This is a genomic window from Brevundimonas mediterranea (assembly GCF_014196125.1).
GTDB lineage: Bacteria > Pseudomonadota > Alphaproteobacteria > Caulobacterales > Caulobacteraceae > Brevundimonas > Brevundimonas mediterranea.
Genome location: NZ_JACIDA010000001.1, coordinates 743,919 through 761,842, shown reverse-complemented (window position 1 = coordinate 761,842; position 17,924 = coordinate 743,919). Strand labels below are relative to the sequence as shown.

Here is a 17,924-nt window from a genome sequence, read left to right as displayed (position 1 = left end):
AGGCGGACCTTGCCGGCGCTTGGCCTGGTGCTGACGATGCTGGCCGGTTGCGGAGAACACGGGGAAGCGGTCGATCGGGAGCCGCCGACGGTGCGGCTGCCGACCACTGTGGTCCAGCGCGCCGATCTGCCCGATTTCGACGCCATTCCCGGCACCGTCACATCGGACGACAGGGTCGATATTTCCTCGCGCGTCACCGGTTATGTGCTCCTGATCGCCGTTCATGAAGGCCAATCCGTCCGGCGAGGCCAGGTGCTGGCGCGGATCGACGCCAGAGAGATCGATGAAGCGATACGACAAGCGCGTGCCGGCCTTTCGGCTGCCCAAGCCGACCTTGCCCACGCCGAAGAGGATGTCGTCGCTCAGGAACCGCTGGCGCAGACGGGTGCGATATCGAGAGATGTGTTCCGTGGCGCCAGCTTGCGGCGTGACGTCGCGCGCTCGACGGTCGCCAGGGCGCAGGCCGCGCTTGGCACCGCCGAGGCCCAGCGGCCTTATGTCACGATCGCCAGCCCGATCGACGGGGTCATTGTCGCCCGGCCCGGACAAGCCGGAGAGTTGGCGACGCCCGGGCGCACGCTCGTCACCGTCGAGGCGCGTCGCCGCCTGCTGTTCAAGATGTTTGTGCCGGAAGCCGATGTCCGGCGCATTGCCGTCGGCACGCCCATCGAGGTGCGCCTCGACGGCTTGGGCGACCGCACCCTGAGCGGCGTCGTGCGCGGCATCGTACCGTCGGGCGATACCACAACGCGGCGCTATGAGGTGGATATCGCACTGCCGCCGGACCCCGGTCTCATGCCGGGCATGTTCGGCCGCGCCCGGCTCGTGACCGGCCGAAGGCAATCGCCCCGGGTCCCGGCCAGCGCCATCGTCGAGCGCGGGGGACTGACCGGTGTTTTCATGGTCGGGAAGGACGGCCGCGTCGCCTTCCGGTGGTTGCGGACGGGCAAGGAGGCGGACGGATACGTCGAGATCGCCTCGGGCCTGGTGGGCGGCGAGACGATCCTGGCTCGCGCCGATGCTTCTGTGCGTGACGGCGCGAGATTGGTTCAAGGGCCGCGAACGCGATGAGTGTTCCTCGGCTGAATCTGGCGGGGCGGCTGGCCAGCAGCTTCATCACATCCAAGTTGACGATCGTCTTCATCGTCGGCGTCCTGATGGCTGGCGTCTTCGCCGTTGCGCTGACACCGCGCGAAGAGAACCCGCAAATCGTCGTTCCTGGCGCGGTTGTCACGGTCGCGCTGCCGGGTGCTTCGGCGCGAGAGGTGGATCAGCTGATTGTCGGTCCTCTCGAAGGCATTCTCAGCGAGATGTCCGGCGTGGACCATACATACGGTGTCGCGCGCAATTCACTGGGCGCGGTGCAGGTTCAGTTTAAGGTCGGGGAATCCCCGGAGGATTCCCTCGTCAAACTCTACAATCGAGTAATGGCGAACCGCGAACGTCTGCCGGCGGGCGCCGGGATTCCGACGATCCGGGCGGTGGATGCCGACGACGTTCCGGTCGTCACCGTCACGCTCGCGTCCAACGCCTATGATGACTATGGGCTCAAGCGCGTCGCCGATCGTATGGCCGAGCGTCTGCGAAGCCTGCCCAATGTTTCCGTCGTCAGCGTTCGCGGAGGCCGTGACCGGGAGATCGGCGTCGCTTTCGATCCTGAACGGCTTGTCGCCTTCTCCATCGCGCTGCCGCAAGCCTATGCGGCCATCACCGCCAACAACCTGTCCACACCGCTATCCGGGCCGCTGCGCAACGGCAAGGTCGAGACGGTCCAGCTGCGCGGCGCGTTCTCGTCTGTCGATGACGTGCGCGATCTGGTCGTCGGGGTCCACGCCGGCCGCCCGGTCTATGTGCGCGACGTCGCCATCGTCACCGACGGCCCCCCCATCGAGATCACGGCGCAGAGCCGGTTCGCCTTCGGTTTCGCCGACGCGCGCGCCCAACATGCGGGCACGGGGGAAATGCCGGCGGTGACCATCGCTGTCGCCAAGAAGAAGGGCGCCAATGCGGTTCTCGTCTCCAGGAGCGTCGTCGATCGAATAGATCGGATGCAGCAATCCTTTGTGCCGAAGGGCATCCATGTCGTCGTGACCCGTGATGACGGGAAAAAGGCCGACGCCGCCGTCAATGTCCTGATCGAGCATCTGGCCATCGCGTTGTTCACGGTGAGCCTGATCATGGTGCTGTTCCTTGGCTGGCGTGAAGCGCTGATCGTGACGCTGACCGTGCCGCTGATCTTCTCGATCACGCTCGCCGCGGACTATTTCGGCGGCGTCACCATCAACCGGGTGACGCTCTTTGCCCTCATCCTTGCCCTTGGCCTGCTGGTCGACGCGGCCATCGTCGTCATCGAGAACATTCACCGGCACTATAACTCCGCCTCATCCTTGACCAAGCAACAGGCGACGATCCTGGCCACCAACGAGATTGGCAACGCGACCAATCTAGCCACCTTGGCGGTGATGCTGGTGTTCGGGTCGCTCTTCCTCGTGACGGGCATGGCGGGGGACTATTTCTATCCCGTCGCCTACAACGTCCCCATCGCCATGGCCGGTTCGATCGTCGTGGCCTATATCGTGACGCCATGGGCGGCCAATCGCTGGCTCCGCCGTCATCCCGCAGCCGATCATGACGAGCCCGACGATGGCCACGGCCATGGTCATCGCGACTGGATGCAGCGCCTCTATCTGCGCCTGATCGGTCCGCTCCAATTCAGTCGGCGCGCTCGTCGGGGGCTGGCCTTGGCCATCTTCGCCTTGATCCTCGCTTCGTCGCTCCAGGGCGCCTGGCAGTTCATCCGTCCTTCCGGCGTCAGCGGCGCGGTCTCGCCGCTCGGCGTTGCGCTCGGCTTCATGCCGAAGGACAACACGAACACCTTCAACATCGTCATCAGCATGGCGGAAACCACCCCCGTCGAGGAAACCGACCGGATGGTTCGTGAAATCGGCCGCTTGCTCTCCACAAATCCGAACGTCTCCAACTATCAAAGCTGGATCGGACAATCGGGGGTCGTCGACTTCAACGGTCTGCTGCAGGGCACCGCCGACCGGCGGGGCGGCAATGTCGCCGAGATCCGGGTCAATCTCGTCGACAAGCATGCACGGCGCCTGAGCTCCATCGAGATCGTGCGGGCGATGCGGCCGAAGGTGGACGAGATCCGGGCCAGCTACCCTGGTGCGCGCGTCCGCCTGGTCGAGGATCCTCCGGGGCCGCCGGTGCGCGCGACGGTGCTGGCCGAGATATACGGACCAGAGTCCGAGGGACTGAGGCGCCTGTCGACCACGGTCGAGACGGAGTTCGCCAGGACGTTCGACATGGTGGACATCTCGAACACCGAACCTGTCGACGTGGTCGAGCAGGTGCTTGTGCCCGACAGGGAAAAGGCCGCCCTCTCGGGCGTTTCTGTGGCGCAGATCGCCGAGTTGCTGCGGCTCGTCTATGGCGGGGACGTGGTCGGGCGGGCGCACCCGGCCGACGAGCGCAACCCGGTCGATATTCGCGCCTATGTCCCGCGTCGATACGCCGTCGATCCGACAAAACTGGACGGCCTGTTCGTGAACAACACGTCGGCTCAGCCCGTGGCCTTGTCCGAGCTGGTGAAAGCCTCATCGTCGATCGCCGATCGGCCGATCCAGCGCAAGGATAACGAACGCGTCGCCTTTGTCGGGGGCGAGTTGTCGCAAAGCGTACCGCTCTATGCCGTTCTCGATCTGAACCGGCGCCTTTCCGGCATCAACGCGCCCGACGGGCAGCCGCTGACGACCGGCAACCTGAGTTTCAGCCCCCGGGCGCCCGACACCATCGACGGCTATCAATTGCTGTGGGATGGCGAGATGCGCATGACCCTCGATATCTATCGCGACATGATCGTCGCCTTGGGCGTCGCCCTGACGGCGGTCTATCTGTTGCTGGTGGCCTACTATCGGTCATTCCTGATCCCGATGATCGCCATGTCCTCCGTTCCGCTCGGGATCATCGGGATCTTTCCGGGCCATTGGATCCTGGGGGTCGATTTTTCGGCCACGTCCATCGTCGGCATCATTGCGTTGTCGGGTGTTGTGATCCGCAACTCGCTGCTGATTATCGACTTCATCCAGGAGAATTTGAAGCAGGGCATGGCGCTGGACGAGGCGGTCCGCATGGCCGGCGCCGTCCGGCTCCGCCCGATCATCCTGACGACCCTCGCCATCGTCCTTGGGTCGGCGATCATGGTGAGCGATCCCGTCTTCGGCGGCCTCGCCATTTCGCTGATCTTCGGAACGCTCGTGTCCACGGCCCTGACGGTGTTCGTTGTTCCCATTCTCTACCAGTTGAGCGCGACGCGAGGTCCGAAGGGTGCGGCGAGCGCGCCGCCGTCATGTACAGCCTGATCGTCACCGCCAAGCTGAACGACATCGATCCGCAGGCCTGGCTCGCCGACGTGCTCGCTCGCATCGCCGGGCATCCGGTTCAGAAGCTCGACGAGCTCATGCCGTGGAACTGGAAGGCGCGGCCTCAAAAGATGGCGGCGTGAGCCCGGTCAAGACATCCGCCGCCTCCAAAAGCTTGGGCGAGATCGCCACGGTGCGTATCGAACTCAAGGACACCGACCCGCCGATCTGGCGCCAGGTCGAGGCGCCGACATCGATCACGCTCAAGGTCCTGCACGACATCATCCAGGCTACGATCGGCTGGTTCGACTATCATCTCTGGGAGTTCACGATCGGCAAGCAGCGATATGGACTGCCGATGGAGGAAGGCTGGGGTGCCGGACCGCCCGAAGATTGCGGCGCGTCCCCGGCTTCTACGAATTGCTCGAAGCCAGAGCCGACCCCAATCACCCCAACCATGCCCAGGTCAGGGAATGGCTCGACGACTACGATCCCGACCTCATCGACGAACTGCCGATCAAGTACGCTCTCGGCCGGCTCGCAAGTCGCCGAAACGCCGCCAAGGCGCGCATCAACAAAGGCGCATGAACACCCCAGGCCGATCCACCGTCAAGCCGTCGCGGCGCTCACCGGATGGATACGGATAAGAACGACGCCGAATCCCAGGACAGCCCCTTGCTGCGCTGATTGTCGCGCCGCATACGAGCATGCGCGGCTTTCGCGCAAGCATGCATCCCAGCCAGATCCACCGACGCAGCACCGTCTCGTGCAGACCCGGTTCCGTCGCCACGGCGCCTGCCGAAAGATCACTGCTCGCGACCCGATCAATTTTGGTAATCTCTCGTTAACCCCAGTTCGGAGCCCTGCGCCACATCTGCCCCATCCACTCGGGGGGTGAAGCCTTCCAGCCAGTTGATCGACTCCGAAGGTCGGGATCACTCCGCAGTGTCATTGAGCCAGGCGATCGCGTCCGCGAGATCGTTGTAGAATACGCGGTGCTCGCTTCGCCCGAAGGCGATCCTCGACAGGTATGCGATGCGGGTGCTGGGCACCAGGATCGCGACGCGGCCGCTCTTTTGGTGAACGGCCTCGCTCATCCGCTGCTGGACGAGGGTGAGTTCCACCGTGGGCGGGTCCATCTCCAGGGCGTCATAGAGCACCCTTCGTGAGGCGGTGCTTTGGAGGAGCATGACAACGCGTTCGTGGAGGATCGCGAGCGCTTCCTCTGTGACCGGGCCGCGTAGCCGCGCTACCACGATGTCTCCGCTTAGTTCAACCCAGTAGTTATCAGTTAGATGCGGGTTCGCAGGCACGATTTTCGGACCCTTCGTGGTGTGAGAAAGTTCGGCGGGACATTTGTCAGCCAGCGCCGCCATCCAGAAACGCCTATTGGCCGGAATGGTCATATTACGATGATATTGCGTTCAATGCAGGATGCCGATCCGCTCCGCCTTTAGAAGCGCTTGAACCCTGTTCTTGACTTGTAGCTTCGAAAATATATTGCGAATGTGCCATTTGACAGTGTCTTCACTTATGCGATGCGTGATCGCGATCTCTCGGTTTGAGCACCCCTCTTTGACTCTTTGAAGCATCGCCAGCTCTTTTCTTGTAAGGACAACGGAGGTCTCGCCGCTTGGCGAGCGAACGTGACGGTCGCCCGGCCTAGGTTCTCGGCGCCCCAATTCCGCCTCGCTCGGAATGAGGTTCAACAGCGGCGTCGAGATCGACCCGAATGCCTCTAGATACGCCCGCTCATCGAGCAGCGTACGATAGCACCCGGATCGGGAGGCAATATCGACTGCATCTGCTGCGTGTTGCTCGGCCATGGTCGACCTTTCCGTCCCCGCATAGGCAAGGGCGGCGCAGAGCAGCGCGGAAATCTCGAGCCTGCCCAGTTCGAAGCGTCGCGCGTGGTCCAAAGCAACGTTCGCAAGGCGGTTGGCGAGGTGGAACTTCCCCTGTCGTGCCGCTATGCGAGCCTCCGTCAGCGATTGTCGCGCCTTGAGATACGGACCGTGAGAGGTGAGAAAGATAGGGTCGCTGCGGTTCGGTAAAATGGCGGTCGCCTGCTCCGCGCTCTCCACAACGAACAAATCCGCGAGCGTCAACCGCGCGAGGACGTCAAGCCGCAAGAAGTCGAATTCCCCCGCTATCACGCGCATCTCTTGAAGACGCTCGACAGCGCCCTTGAGATCGCCATTATGGCGGTCAATTGCTGCGGCGGTGCGATAAGCCGAGAATATAAAATCGACAATGCCATGCTGTCGCGCAAAATCAAGAATTTCTTCGACGCGTGTTTCTATGCCGTCCAGTTGGTTGGCCTCGTATTGAAGTTCGAGTTCCAGCGTGTTCAGGAGGTTTACAGAAAACGGCGTGGTGTTGATCTGAGCATTATCGTCATTGCGCGCTTTTCGGAGTAGCTCAGCACCTGCGTGCATGTCGCCCCTGGAAAGCTCGGCGAAAATCGTAGTGCTGTGAAGCCAACCCAGCGCGTAGCGATGATCAGCGATGTTGTTTACCGATGATGCTTCCAGCCACACCTTCCTTTGATCATCAAACCGGTGTTCGCTGGCCGCGATGAAGCAAAGACAAGTAAGGATGGCGCCTTTGCAGACGAGATTTGCGTCGCCATAGAGCTTTATCCAGGCTTCACACAGCCGGCGACTTTCTGTCAGATTGTCGCCGGTCGCCTCACCAATGGCGGCAATAAGGTCGCACCAACATTCCATTTGTCGGCGTGTTTGTTGATCAAAAGCGCCAAGGTCAACGGCCCGCAAGTCGGCCAACAGGCCGGCCGCCCGCTGGTGGTCGTGGCTGAAGATCTGGGCCCAAGCCAGGCCAAGAGCGATTGTCGGGGCGCCAGAAACGACAGCAGCGGAAAAACTGCCTTGCCATGATTGGATTTGATCTATCTCGCCCTGCCGCAGCGCAATATCCATCATGTTTTCAGATGCGACCTCAGCGGCCGATTCGTTCTCGCCCGCGCGCAAGGAAAGGCTGATGCTTTCGCGACTGTTGCTGTTTTGTCTTTGCCATTGAGCGGCGCGGGCGAGCAGGTTTGGCTTCGAGCCGCGATGCTCCACCGAGAATCTGTGCTCGAGAAATTCGCGAAGCAACGGGTGGAACTCATACGCCGTCTGTGATCGGTCCAGTGGTCGCAAAACCATCTGCTCGGCCGAAAGTTTGTCTATATAGTAAGCCCCATCGTTCCGGCGGAACACGTGGTTGAAATAGTCTGCCGATACCGATCCAAGAATTGATGCGCAAACACAGAACTCCAGGACGTCATCAGCGAGTGAGTTCAGTATTGTTCTCCTGAAATATTTATCCAGATCAATGTCTCTGCCTGTGACACGGTCGGCTACAAGGCGGTCGGGCGAGGACCGGCTTTCTGATGCCGCTTGCATCAAAAGGCAGAAGATTTCGGGCCAGCCTTTGGTGCGCTTCCAAAGCGAATGAATTTCAGCTTCTGAGACGACTGGCCTTTCCCCGCCACACGCGACCGCTTTTGCTTCGTCGAATGTGAAGGCAAGCGCATCACCCCTTAACTCTTGGATCGCTTGTCGGGCTTTCATGCGCGCAAAGCCGGTGTCTGCCGAGGTCGCCGCGATGAATTCTACTTCGGCCGACGCCGCCAACATAAAATCCTCGATCTGGTCGATCGAATGCGGATCAAACTCGAGATCGTCGAAACAGATGAGAACCTTCGATCCTGGTAGATCCTTGGTGTCCCGGAGCCAGTCGGCGAGTTCATGGAGGCTGCGAGGTCTTTCCCTCAGCGGTGTAGGCGGGGTGTCGTGGCGGCCGGCCTCGCCGGTTGCGGAGAGCTGCTCGCAGATGTGTTCCGCGAGCCGCTGCAGATCGCGCCTGCATTCCTTGACGGAAACCCATGCCGCCGCAGCGAAGGCGTGCCGATGATCGACCCAGTACTGGGCCATCGCGACACTTTTTCCGTAGCCCTGAGGAGCGCGAAGAAGATGGCGGCGCGTCGCCTTATCGACAGCGAAGAGGCGAGGGCGCGAAAGGCATCCGGAGGCGAGCGACGCGACCTTGTCATTGACAGAGCCTGCGGACGGCAGCGCGCTTTGTCGAGGGTTAGGGTCGGTCTCCCGAGGCCGCAGTTTGGATCCGCGCGGATGGGTTGCCCCAGGCTCATCCACGCCAATGCCTTCCGCCTTGGTAGATGTTTTGTCTGCCTCTACATGTGTCATCGAGGCCGAACTATAGCGGCTGGCGGTCCACGCGCAAACCAGAACCCCCCTTTAGTGGGGGCTTTGGGCGGGGTTGGGGCGGCAACCTGGCTTGCGGCGGCGGGACTGGCCGATCCTGGAGCCGCTGCGGCCGGTCGACTCCGAGGACCGCGCCCACGATCGCCAAATTTTCGTCTCTGCCGCTCTTATGCGGCGACCTCCTTCATGGCGACGGACGGGTCTCCAAGCTTGTCGAGGTCAACCGTCTTGCGACTGGCGATGAGTTGTTTGCCGGCCATGAAGTCCTGAGGTGAGTTGACCGCTTCCACGGATTGGATCTGATCGCCCTTCAGATGAAAGAGGGCGAACTTCGCTGTGGCGGGATCGCCGCGGAGGAGCACGCGATCAACGTCGAAGGCGTAGCCGGCGATCTGCAGTTTCAGGTCGTACTGGTCGGACCATTGCCATGGCGCCTCGCTTGGCGGGGCTGCGCGGCCGACGATGGCGCTGGCCGCCTGTTTGGCCTGTTCCAGGGCGTTGGGCACGCTCTCCATGCGAAACATGCGATCATAAAGGGGCATCGGCCGGCGTGCCACGTCGCCGATGGCGAAGATCGCCGGGTCTGTGGTGCGGGCTTCGAGGTCGACAACGACACCGCGGGCCGTGTCCAGTCCGGCATCCGCCGCAATCTCGTCATTGGGCGTTGCGCCGACGCCAATCAGGGCAGCGTCACAGGCGATCGTGCGGCCGTCGTCGAGCTTGACGCCGGTGACGCGTCCATCCCGCCCCTCGAAGCCGACCACCGTCGCCCCCAGCTCGAAGCTGACGCCCTGTTTCCTGTGATAATCGAGAAAGAAGGCGGAGAGTTCCGGGCAGGCCACCCGGGCGAGCAACCGCGGCTCGCGCTCGATCACCACCACCTCGGCGCCGAGCGCGCGGCCCGACGCTGCGACTTCCAGACCGATATAGCCCCCGCCGATGACGGCCAACCGCAAGCCTGGCCCGATGGCGGCCCTGAGCAGTCTGGCGTCGGCGGCCGTGCGCAGCTCCAGCAGCCCGGCCAGATCCGAGCCCTCTACCGGCAATTTGATCGCGCGTGCGCCCGTGGCGATGATCAGAAAGTCGTAGGTCAGCACCTCGCCGGTCGAGAGCGTCACCGCCCTGGCTTGGCGCGCGAGCCTTTCCGCCCGGACACCGGGCCGGAAGTCGATGCCATGCCCGGCGTAGAATTCCAGTGGCTTCAGGGCGAGCGAGGCAGTGTCGGACCCGTCCTTCAGCCAGGCCTTGGACAGCGGCGGACGATGATAGGGCGCGATGGGCTCCTGGCCCACGAGTGTTATGGACCCTTCGAACCCGTACTGGCGAAGCAAGGCGGCGACTGTTCCCCCGGCGTGGCCTGCACCCAGGATCAACACATGTGCGTCCGATCGGCTCATAGAAGCCCTTCTCCAAAACCGAGCGCAGTTGTGTGGACTTCCGAACACCAGCCGCGATTGCGAACCTGCTGCAGATAGGACGCTCGAAGCGGGTTCAAAACCATACTTTAGTGGGGTTTTATCGTGACCTTGAGGGATCGATATAGACAGACACGGTCAATCATGCCCGATTTCTAAAACACTTAGAACACAGCGAATGTGTCTTCCTTAGGAGAGGTGAACGCCAGATGAGCACCATCGCAAGAAATCCGTCCGCCGACGACGCGCCAGATCGCTATGTCGATCGAAAACGCTATTTATGGATATTGTCGGTCGTCTGGCCGGCAGCGCCATTGATCGGCCTTTACCTGGTTAATTTGACAGGGTGGGGCGTCTTTTACGCCTTCACGCTGGTCGTCTGGTATGGCGTTATTCCGGCCTTGGACGTCTTGTTCGGGAACGATCCGAATAATCCACCAGAAGCGGCGGTGGCGCGTCTCGAGGCGGACCGGTACTATCGAATTCTCACCTATCTTACCGTCCCCGTGCACTATGCCTCGCTCATCGTCTCGGCATGGTGGGTGGCGACCCAGCCGATGGCCTGGTGGGAAGTTGTCGCGCTCGCCCTGTCCCTGGGCATCGTCAATGGTCTGGCCCTGAACACCGGCCATGAACTTGGCCACAAGAAGGAGGCCTTCGACCGCTGGATGGCCAAGATCGTTCTGGCCGTGGTCGGCTATGGTCACTTTTTCATCGAGCACAACAAGGGCCACCATCGCGACGTGGCGACGCCCGAGGATCCCGCCACCTCCAGGATGGGCGAGAGCATCTACAAATTTTCGCTGCGCGAAATCCCGGGCGCCTTCAAGCGCGCGTGGAATCTGGAAAAGGTGCGGCTGGAGCGTGTGGGCAAGGGGGTCTGGAGTCTGGACAACGAAATCATCCCGCCGCTGCTGATTACCGTGGTCCTCTACACATCCCTGTTGCTGGCGTTCGGACCCGACCCGAAGCTGCTGGTGTTCTTGCCGATCCAGATCGCCTTTGGATGGTGGCAGCTCACCAGCGCGAACTACATCGAACACTATGGGCTGCTGCGCGAGAAGATGGCGGATGGACGTTATGAACGCGCCCAGCCCCGCCATTCCTGGAACAGCAATCACATCGCCTCGAATCTGATCCTGTTCCATCTTCAAAGGCACTCCGATCACCATGCCCATCCGACCCGCAGATACCAGTCGCTCCGGGATTTCCCCGGCCTGCCCGAGTTGCCGAGCGGCTATCCCGGCATGTTCTTCATGGCGATGATCCCGCCCGTGTTCCGGTCCGTGATGGACCGCCGCGTCGTGGAATGGGCCGGCGGGGATCTCGGCAAGATCCAGATCGACGGCGCGCGCAGGAAGCAGATCGTCCGAAAGTTCGGCGCGGCTTCACGCCAGTCGGTTGGGGTAGCGGCCGAGTAGACGTCCGTCTCAATTGATCACGAGCCGAGGAGGCTCGCGCGAGCCTCCTCGGGCAAGGACACTGCGGGTCGTGGGCGGGATGGCGGCCTGCTCTACGGGATGCCGGGCGATCGCGTCCTCGTCAGCGGTGTCCCCAAATCCACAACTCAAGTCGATGAAGGAACAGGTCGCCATGGCGCGGTATCAATGTCCCGATTGCAGCTACGTTTACGATGAGGCCAAGGGGGAGGCCCATGAAGGGTTCCCGCCCAATACGTCATGGGCGCAAATTCCCGAGGATTGGGCGTGTCCTGACTGTGCGGTGCGCGACAAGCTCGATTTTAGCCTTATAGGCCCGGACGACATCGTGGCGAAGGCAGGGACAAGCCCTAGCCCGCGAGCCGCGCGATGATCCGGGCCGGCCAGGGATCGCAGCAGACCGGGGCGGCTGTGGAAACCGGGCCTTTCGCAAAATGGCACTGCGTGACCTGCGGCCATATTTACGATGAGGCGCTTGGTGATCCCGACACGGGCGTGGCGCCCGGCACCCGTTGGGCGGATGTCCCCGCCGACTGGTACTGCCCGGACTGCGGCGCGACCAAGGAAGACTATGAACTTTATGGGTAATCTATTCGAGCGGATGATCGTCTTCCGGCTCGGCAATCTGGCGAATTCCTTGGGGAGGGCCGAATGAGCGTTCGTGCAGTCACCGGCCCGGCGCCGGTTCATCCCGGCGTCGGGGGGGCGATTGAGTCCCTGTTCGCATCGCAGCGCCGATCGGCCGTCGAGAACAGGGCGAAATTCACGCTGAAGGCGCGGCTGGCCATGCTGTCGCGACTGAAGGCGACGATGAAGCGCCGGGAAAACGACATCATCGGAGCTCTCTACGCGGATTTCAGAAAGCCGGAATCCGAGGTGCGTCTGACCGAACTCTTTCCGGTCTATCAGGAAATATCCCATGCCCGGCGCCACCTCCGATCCTGGCTGAGGCCGCACCGGGTTCACGGCTCGCTGGGGATGTTCGGGACGGCCGCGGAGGTCCGCTACCAGGCCAAGGGCGTCTGCCTGATAATTTCCCCGTGGAATTATCCGGTCAATCTCAGCCTCGGACCCCTGGTGTCGGCCCTGGCGGCCGGAAACACCGCCATCATCAAGCCCTCCGAACTGACGCCGGCGACGTCCGCCCTGATCAGGGACATCGTTGCGGAGACCTTCCCCAGGGATCTCGTCGCCGTCTGCGAAGGCGACGCCCAGGTTTCGCAGACGCTGCTGGATCTGCCCTTCGACCACATCTTCTTCACCGGCAGTCCCCAGGTCGGCAAGATCGTCATGGCGGCCGCGGCGAAACATCTGACATCCGTGACGCTCGAACTGGGGGGCAAGTCTCCGACCATCATCGACTCGACCGCGAATATCGAACACGCGGCCCGCAAGATCGTCTGGGGCAAGTTCTCAAACAACGGTCAAACCTGTATTGCCCCTGACCACATCTATGTCGCTCGCAACAAGGCGAAGGCGCTCGTCGAGGCCCTTCGCAACGAAATCAGGCGCGTCTATGGACAATCGGACAGCCAGCAGAAAAGCGGCGCCGACTATTGCCGGATCGTAAACCCGCGGCACTTCGAACGCCTTTGCGCCCTGATCGACGATGCTTCAGCGCGCGGCGCCACGATCCTTGAGGGCGGGGTGCGAGATCCAACCCAGAAATACATTTCGCCGACACTGATCGGAGACACGACGCCGCAGATGGCGATTTCCCAGGAGGAAATTTTCGGCCCTGTTTTGCCGATTATCGAGTTCGACGACGTCAACGATGTCATTGAGGAAATAAATTCGGGACCGAAGCCCCTCGCTCTCTATGTTTTTAGTAAAGAGCGTGAATTTGCCGACCTTATCGTGGAAAATACGAGCTCCGGCGGGGTCTGCATCAACCACAATGTTGTCCATTTCCTTCATCCAAACCTACCGTTTGGTGGCGCGAACAACAGCGGCATTGGAAGCGCGCATGGGTTTTACGGCTTCAAGTCGTTTTCACATGAACGCGCCATTCTAAGAGACAAATTCTCTGTCCTGCGTCTTCTCTTCCCGCCATATACGCCAAGCGTAAAGAATATGATCAATCTGACCGTAAGAATTCTGGGTTGATCCCAAAACAAACGTTGGCGGGATAGCCGCTGCCCGGAGACTTGGATGTTTGACTATATCATTGTTGGCGCGGGATCCGCCGGATGCTTGTTGGCAGAACGCTTGTCTGCGAACCCCAGGACCCGGGTCTGTCTGCTTGAGGCGGGCCCGCCCGACCGTAGCCTTTTGATCCATATGCCTATCGGGATCGCTCTTCTTTCAAAGAGCAAGACGCTCAACTGGGCATTCGAGACGCAGCCGCAGGCCAATCTTGACGGTCGACGGCTATTTTGGCCGCGCGGCAAAACCCTTGGCGGATCGAGTTCGATCAACGCGATGGTCTATATCCGCGGCCACCGGGACGACTATGACGCCTGGGGTGAGGCGGCGGATTCGATCTGGTCCTATGAGAACGTGCTCCCGCTGTTCAAGGCGATGGAGGCGAACGAGAGATTTGGGGCTAGCGAATTCCATGGCGGTGACGGTGAGCTTCACGTCAGCGATCTGCGAACCCTCAATCCCCTGAGCGAGGCATTCGTCGAAGCCGGACAACAGATCCAGTTTCCGCATGCCGCCGATTTCAATGCGGGAACACAGGAAGGCGTTGGCCTGTACCAGGTCACCCAGCACAAAGGGCGGCGCTGGAGTTCCGCGCGCGCCTTCCTTTCAAAGGCCAAGAGGCGCCCCAACCTTAGGATCATCACGGGCGCGCGGGCGACGCGGATCATCCTGGAGGGCCGGAAAGCAGTCGGCGTGACCTATGCCACAGGCGGCAAGCTGGTCGATGTACGAACCAAGGGCGGGGAGGTCATTCTTTCGGGCGGAGCCGTCAATTCACCGCAGTTGCTGCTGCTTTCCGGCATCGGCGGCGCGGCCGAGCTGAACGCTCTTGGTATTCCGGTGGTTGTGGATCTTCCGGCAGTCGGAAAAAATCTGCAGGATCACCTTGATATCACGATCATGCATGAGGCGAACGACCGTACCCCGATCGGCATCGCACCATCATTCATTCCGCGAGCCTTGGCTGGAGCGTTGTCCTACGCCCTCCTTCGAAAGGGCTTCTTGACGAGCAACGTCGCCGAGGCCGGCGGCTTCGTCAAAAGCTCACCCGAACAGAATCGGCCAAATCTACAGTTTCATTTTCTTCCCACACTCTTGAAAGACCATGGGCGAGAACTCGCGCTCGGCTATGGCTATACCTTGCATGTCTGCGACCTTCTGCCCAAGAGCCGGGGTCGCATCGGGCTCAAAAGCCCCAACCCGCTTGACGATCCGCTGATCGATCCAGGCTACCTCTCCGCCCCCGAAGACATCCAAACCATGATCTCGGCGGTGAAAATCGGCCGGCAAATCCTGTCGGCTCCGTCAATGGCGGCCTATTCGAAGACCGAACTGGTCCCAGGACCATCGGTCCAGAGCGAGGCGGACATCGTGGCGGATATCCGCCGGAGGGCCGAAACGATCTATCATCCTGTGGGAACATGCCGGATGGGGCGCGACCCGCAGTCGGTTGTTGATCCGGCCCTCCGGGTGCGCGGCATACAAGGCCTTCGGGTCGTCGACGCGTCCGTCATGCCGACGCTGGTGGCCGGCAACACCAACGCCCCGACGATGATGATCGCGGAAAGAGCCGCGGAACTCATTCTCGGCAAGACGAAACTCGCGTCCGGCGCTTCCGGGGAGGTGCCCCATTAGCCCATCGCCAAAAATGAGACGGGGCCGGAACCGCGCGCGGCTCCAGACACCGGAATTCATCGCAAACCATCAACAAACGCCGAACCCGCCAACAGGGACGGCGCACTTTTAGGGGAGGACAGTTCCATGAGTCAGAATGGCAAACCCATGTCTATACGGCTTTCGCAATTCGCCGCGGCGGTCGCCGCCTTGAGCGCATTCTCCGCCCAGGCCGCCTCGGCCCAGGATGCGGGAGGGTTCAAGCGGTGGGCCGTAAGCCTGAACGCAACCAGAGTCTCTGTGAGCGAGGATGCGCCAGACATTACGTTGGCCGGAGGACCTGTCCCGGGTTCCAATGTGACGATCGGGGACGCCACTTCGGCGACCGTCGATGTCGGATATTTTTTCACGCCGAATGTCGCAGCAGACTTGTTTCTCGGCATACCCGCTACCGCCGAAATTGCCGGCGCCGGTTCACTTGAGCCGCTCGGAACGCTTGCCATGGTCAACTATGGGCCAGTCATTTTGTCGGCCCAGTACCATTTCAACAATCTCGGCCGGGTTCATCCCTATCTGGGACTGGGCGTGGGGCGGATCGTCTTTCTGAATGAACGTGACAGAGCCCTGGCCAACTTCAGCATCGATGACAGTTGGGCCCCCGCGGCCCAACTGGGCGTTCGCTACGAGCTCGACGCAGCCTGGATGTTGAACGCTGACGTCCGGTACGTCCCCTTTTCCACGCACGCCTCCGGTTCGCTGGGCGGAGCGCCGGTCCGGGCAACCCTGGATATCGACCCAATCCTGGCGAATGTCGGATTGACCTACCGGTTCTGAGTGGCCCTTTCGCGTCCCATGCTGGGTGGGCTTGGAAGTGTTTCAACTTGGCGTGAACCCACGATTTTGGGCGCTCACCCGCGTGGCGATCCCCCATGTCACGGGGGGAGGTTGATGGGGGGGAGGCTCGCAGGGCGGGCGCATGCGAACGACTTGTTGCGCCTAAATTACAGTTTTCGCAAGGAGGAGCCCAAATGTTGGGTCTGATGATGGACCGCCCGCTGCTGATCTCACAGCTCATCGAGCATGCGGCTGAGTATCACGGCGACAACGAGATCGTGTCGCGGTCAGTCGAAGGCCCGATTCACCGGTACACCTATGCCGACGCCGCCAGGCGCTCGCGCCAGCTTGCCAATGCGCTCAAGGCGCTGGACGTCGTGCCGGGCGACCGTGTTGGCACACTGGCGTGGAATGGCTATCGGCATTTCGAGATATACTTCGCGGTATCTGGGTCCGGCGCCGTCTGCCATACCCTCAACCCGCGCCTGTTCCCCGAGCAGATCGCCTATATCGTCAACCATGCCGACGATCGGTTCATTTTCGCCGACCTGAACGTGCTCGCCATCCTTGAAGGGCTCAAGGACAACCTCGCCGGCGTGCAAGGCGTCATCGTGATGACCGACCGCGCGCATATGCCGGGCGAGAGCAGCCTGCCCAACCTGTTGTGCTACGAGGATCTCATCGCCGCCCAGGGCGACGTTTTCGACTGGCCGGATCTCGATGAGAACACCGCCGCGTCGCTCTGTTACACCTCCGGCACCACCGGTAACCCGAAGGGCGTGCTTTACAGCCACCGCTCGACGATCCTGCATGCCTACGCCATCAACGGCGCCAATGCGATGGGCTTTACGGCCGACGACGCGATCCTCCCGGTCGTGCCGATGTTCCACGCCAATGCGTGGGGCATCCCTTACGCGGCTCCAATGGTCGGCGCCAAGCTTGTGTTCCCAGGCTTCAAAATGGACGGCGCCAGTCTGTACGAGCTGTTCGACAGCGAAGACGTCACCATCGCCGCCGGCGTGCCCACGGTTTGGCTCGAACTGTTGCGCTATTGCGAAGCCAACGGCGAGCGGTTGGAAAAACTGCAGCGCACGCTGATCGGCGGCTCGGCGCCGCCGCGCGCCATGGTCGAGCGCTTTGACAAGGAGCATGGGGTGCGCGTCCTGCAGGGCTGGGGCATGACGGAGATGAGCCCGCTCGGTACGATCACCTCCATGCGTCGCGGCGAGAAGGACCTGCCGGCGGAGCAGCAATACGATCTGATTGCCAAGCAGGGCCGGCCGATCTTCGGCGTCGACCTGAAGATCGTCGATGACGGCGGCCGCGAATTGTCCAAGGACGGCGTGGCGTTCGGGAACTTGCTGGTCCGTGGTCCCTGGATCGCAAAGTCCTACTTTAGAGGCGAGGGCCCCTCGGCGTTCACCAGCGATGGCTGGTTTCACACCGGGGACGTCTGCACGCTCAATCCGCATGGCTATATGACGATCACTGACCGCTCCAAGGACGTGATCAAATCAGGCGGCGAGTGGATCAGTTCGATCGACCTGGAGAATGTCGCGATGGGCCACCCTGCTGTCGAAGAAGCGGCGGTCATTGGCGTCGCCCATCCCGAATGGAACGAGCGACCGCTGCTGGTCGTCGTGCGAAAGCGCGACTCGACAGTGACGCGCGAGGAGTTGCTGAAATTCTTTGACGGCAAGGTTGTCAAATGGTGGATCCCCGACGATGTCGTCTTCATCGACAGTTTGCCGCACACGGCAACCGGCAAGCTGCTCAAGACGAAGGTGCGGGAAGATTTTCGCGGACATAGGCTGCCCTCAGCGGCGCGTTGAGCCACACCGTGCGGCGCATGGGTATCATCGCCCCTTAAACACTTAT

Annotated in this window: 13 protein-coding genes and 2 pseudogenes; 12 read left to right on the top strand and 3 right to left on the bottom strand. The window is 61.7% G+C overall.

Going from position 1 to position 17,924, the window contains the following annotated elements:
• Positions 1 to 9: 9 nt before the first annotated feature.
• The 5 genes and pseudogenes from GGR11_RS03870 to GGR11_RS16985 all read left to right on the top strand — a co-directional run bounded on the left by GGR11_RS03870 (position 10) and on the right by GGR11_RS16985 (position 4,958).
• Positions 10 to 1,071 (top strand): efflux RND transporter periplasmic adaptor subunit, encoded by a 1,062-nt coding sequence (locus tag GGR11_RS03870; RefSeq protein WP_246331530.1) that lies wholly within the window; start codon positions 10 to 12, stop codon positions 1,069 to 1,071.
• Between the two features lie 56 nt (positions 1,072 to 1,127).
• Positions 1,128 to 4,370 (top strand): efflux RND transporter permease subunit, encoded by a 3,243-nt coding sequence (locus tag GGR11_RS03865; protein ID WP_246331528.1) that lies wholly within the window; start codon positions 1,128 to 1,130, stop codon positions 4,368 to 4,370.
• Positions 4,328 to 4,513, top strand: a pseudogene (locus tag GGR11_RS03860) (transposase domain-containing protein); the annotation flags it as partial. The gene GGR11_RS03865 and the pseudogene GGR11_RS03860, both read left to right, overlap by 43 nt.
• Positions 4,474 to 4,713: pseudogene (locus GGR11_RS16930) on the top strand (plasmid pRiA4b ORF-3 family protein); the annotation flags it as partial. The pseudogenes GGR11_RS03860 and GGR11_RS16930, both read left to right, overlap by 40 nt.
• 50 nt (positions 4,714 to 4,763) lie before the next feature.
• Positions 4,764 to 4,958, top strand: coding sequence for an IS1096 element passenger TnpR family protein (locus tag GGR11_RS16985; protein ID WP_425485669.1), 195 nt, complete (start codon positions 4,764 to 4,766; stop codon positions 4,956 to 4,958).
• 347 nt (positions 4,959 to 5,305) lie between these two features.
• Here GGR11_RS16985 and GGR11_RS03850 read toward each other — a convergent pair whose 3' ends face one another.
• The 3 genes from GGR11_RS03850 to GGR11_RS03840 all read right to left on the bottom strand — a co-directional run bounded on the left by GGR11_RS03850 (position 5,306) and on the right by GGR11_RS03840 (position 9,996).
• Entirely contained in the window at positions 5,306 to 5,776 is a 471-nt protein-coding gene (locus GGR11_RS03850) for a SpoIIAA family protein (RefSeq protein WP_183195477.1), read from the bottom strand.
• Positions 5,777 to 5,794: 18 nt separating this feature from the next.
• Positions 5,795 to 8,308, bottom strand: coding sequence for a winged helix-turn-helix domain-containing protein (locus GGR11_RS03845; protein WP_246331526.1), 2,514 nt, complete (start codon positions 8,306 to 8,308; stop codon positions 5,795 to 5,797).
• A gap of 458 nt (positions 8,309 to 8,766) precedes the next feature.
• Positions 8,767 to 9,996, bottom strand: a complete 1,230-nt coding sequence (locus GGR11_RS03840; protein WP_183195475.1) for an NAD(P)/FAD-dependent oxidoreductase — start codon at positions 9,994 to 9,996, stop codon at positions 8,767 to 8,769.
• A gap of 227 nt (positions 9,997 to 10,223) precedes the next feature.
• On the opposite strand from GGR11_RS03840, the gene GGR11_RS03835 reads away from it, so the two are divergent.
• The 7 genes from GGR11_RS03835 (at position 10,224) to GGR11_RS03805 (ending at position 17,878) form a co-directional block, all read left to right on the top strand.
• Positions 10,224 to 11,435, top strand: a complete 1,212-nt coding sequence (locus tag GGR11_RS03835) for an alkane 1-monooxygenase (protein WP_183195474.1) — start codon at positions 10,224 to 10,226, stop codon at positions 11,433 to 11,435.
• Between the two features lie 79 nt (positions 11,436 to 11,514).
• Positions 11,515 to 11,826, top strand: a complete 312-nt coding sequence (locus GGR11_RS03830) for a rubredoxin (RefSeq protein WP_343051109.1) — start codon at positions 11,515 to 11,517, stop codon at positions 11,824 to 11,826.
• Entirely contained in the window at positions 11,823 to 12,041 is a 219-nt protein-coding gene (locus tag GGR11_RS03825) for a rubredoxin (protein WP_221205082.1), read from the top strand. The genes GGR11_RS03830 and GGR11_RS03825 overlap by 4 nt, the downstream gene beginning before the upstream one ends.
• A 63-nt stretch (positions 12,042 to 12,104) precedes the next feature.
• On the top strand, positions 12,105 to 13,559 hold the full coding sequence (locus GGR11_RS03820; RefSeq protein WP_183195472.1) for an aldehyde dehydrogenase family protein: 1,455 nt from the start codon (positions 12,105 to 12,107) through the stop codon (positions 13,557 to 13,559).
• Between the two features lie 45 nt (positions 13,560 to 13,604).
• Positions 13,605 to 15,233 (top strand): GMC family oxidoreductase, encoded by a 1,629-nt coding sequence (locus GGR11_RS03815; protein ID WP_183195471.1) that lies wholly within the window; start codon positions 13,605 to 13,607, stop codon positions 15,231 to 15,233.
• A 126-nt stretch (positions 15,234 to 15,359) separates the two neighbouring features.
• Entirely contained in the window at positions 15,360 to 16,046 is a 687-nt protein-coding gene (locus tag GGR11_RS03810; protein WP_183195470.1) for an OmpW/AlkL family protein, read from the top strand.
• Between the two features lie 194 nt (positions 16,047 to 16,240).
• The gene (locus tag GGR11_RS03805; RefSeq protein ID WP_183195469.1) at positions 16,241 to 17,878 is read left to right on the top strand and encodes a 3-(methylthio)propionyl-CoA ligase; all 1,638 of its coding nucleotides are present in this window, start codon (positions 16,241 to 16,243) and stop codon (positions 17,876 to 17,878) included.
• Positions 17,879 to 17,924 lie beyond the last annotated feature (46 nt).

Excerpts from the sequence above, each read along its gene's own strand:
- GGR11_RS03850 (WP_183195477.1), bottom strand. The coding sequence starts at position 5,776 with ATGACCATTCCGGCCAATAGGCGTTTCTGGATGGCGGCGCTGGCTGAC.
- GGR11_RS03845 (WP_246331526.1), bottom strand. The coding sequence starts at position 8,308 with ATGGCCCAGTACTGGGTCGATCATCGGCACGCCTTCGCTGCGGCGGCA.
- GGR11_RS03840 (WP_183195475.1), bottom strand. The coding sequence starts at position 9,996 with ATGAGCCGATCGGACGCACATGTGTTGATCCTGGGTGCAGGCCACGCC.
- GGR11_RS03835 (WP_183195474.1), top strand. The coding sequence starts at position 10,224 with ATGAGCACCATCGCAAGAAATCCGTCCGCCGACGACGCGCCAGATCGC.
- GGR11_RS03830 (WP_343051109.1), top strand. The coding sequence starts at position 11,515 with ATGGCGGCCTGCTCTACGGGATGCCGGGCGATCGCGTCCTCGTCAGCG.
- GGR11_RS03825 (WP_221205082.1), top strand. The coding sequence starts at position 11,823 with ATGATCCGGGCCGGCCAGGGATCGCAGCAGACCGGGGCGGCTGTGGAA.
- GGR11_RS03820 (WP_183195472.1), top strand. The coding sequence starts at position 12,105 with ATGAGCGTTCGTGCAGTCACCGGCCCGGCGCCGGTTCATCCCGGCGTC.
- GGR11_RS03815 (WP_183195471.1), top strand. The coding sequence starts at position 13,605 with ATGTTTGACTATATCATTGTTGGCGCGGGATCCGCCGGATGCTTGTTG.
- GGR11_RS03810 (WP_183195470.1), top strand. The coding sequence starts at position 15,360 with ATGAGTCAGAATGGCAAACCCATGTCTATACGGCTTTCGCAATTCGCC.
- GGR11_RS03805 (WP_183195469.1), top strand. The coding sequence starts at position 16,241 with ATGTTGGGTCTGATGATGGACCGCCCGCTGCTGATCTCACAGCTCATC.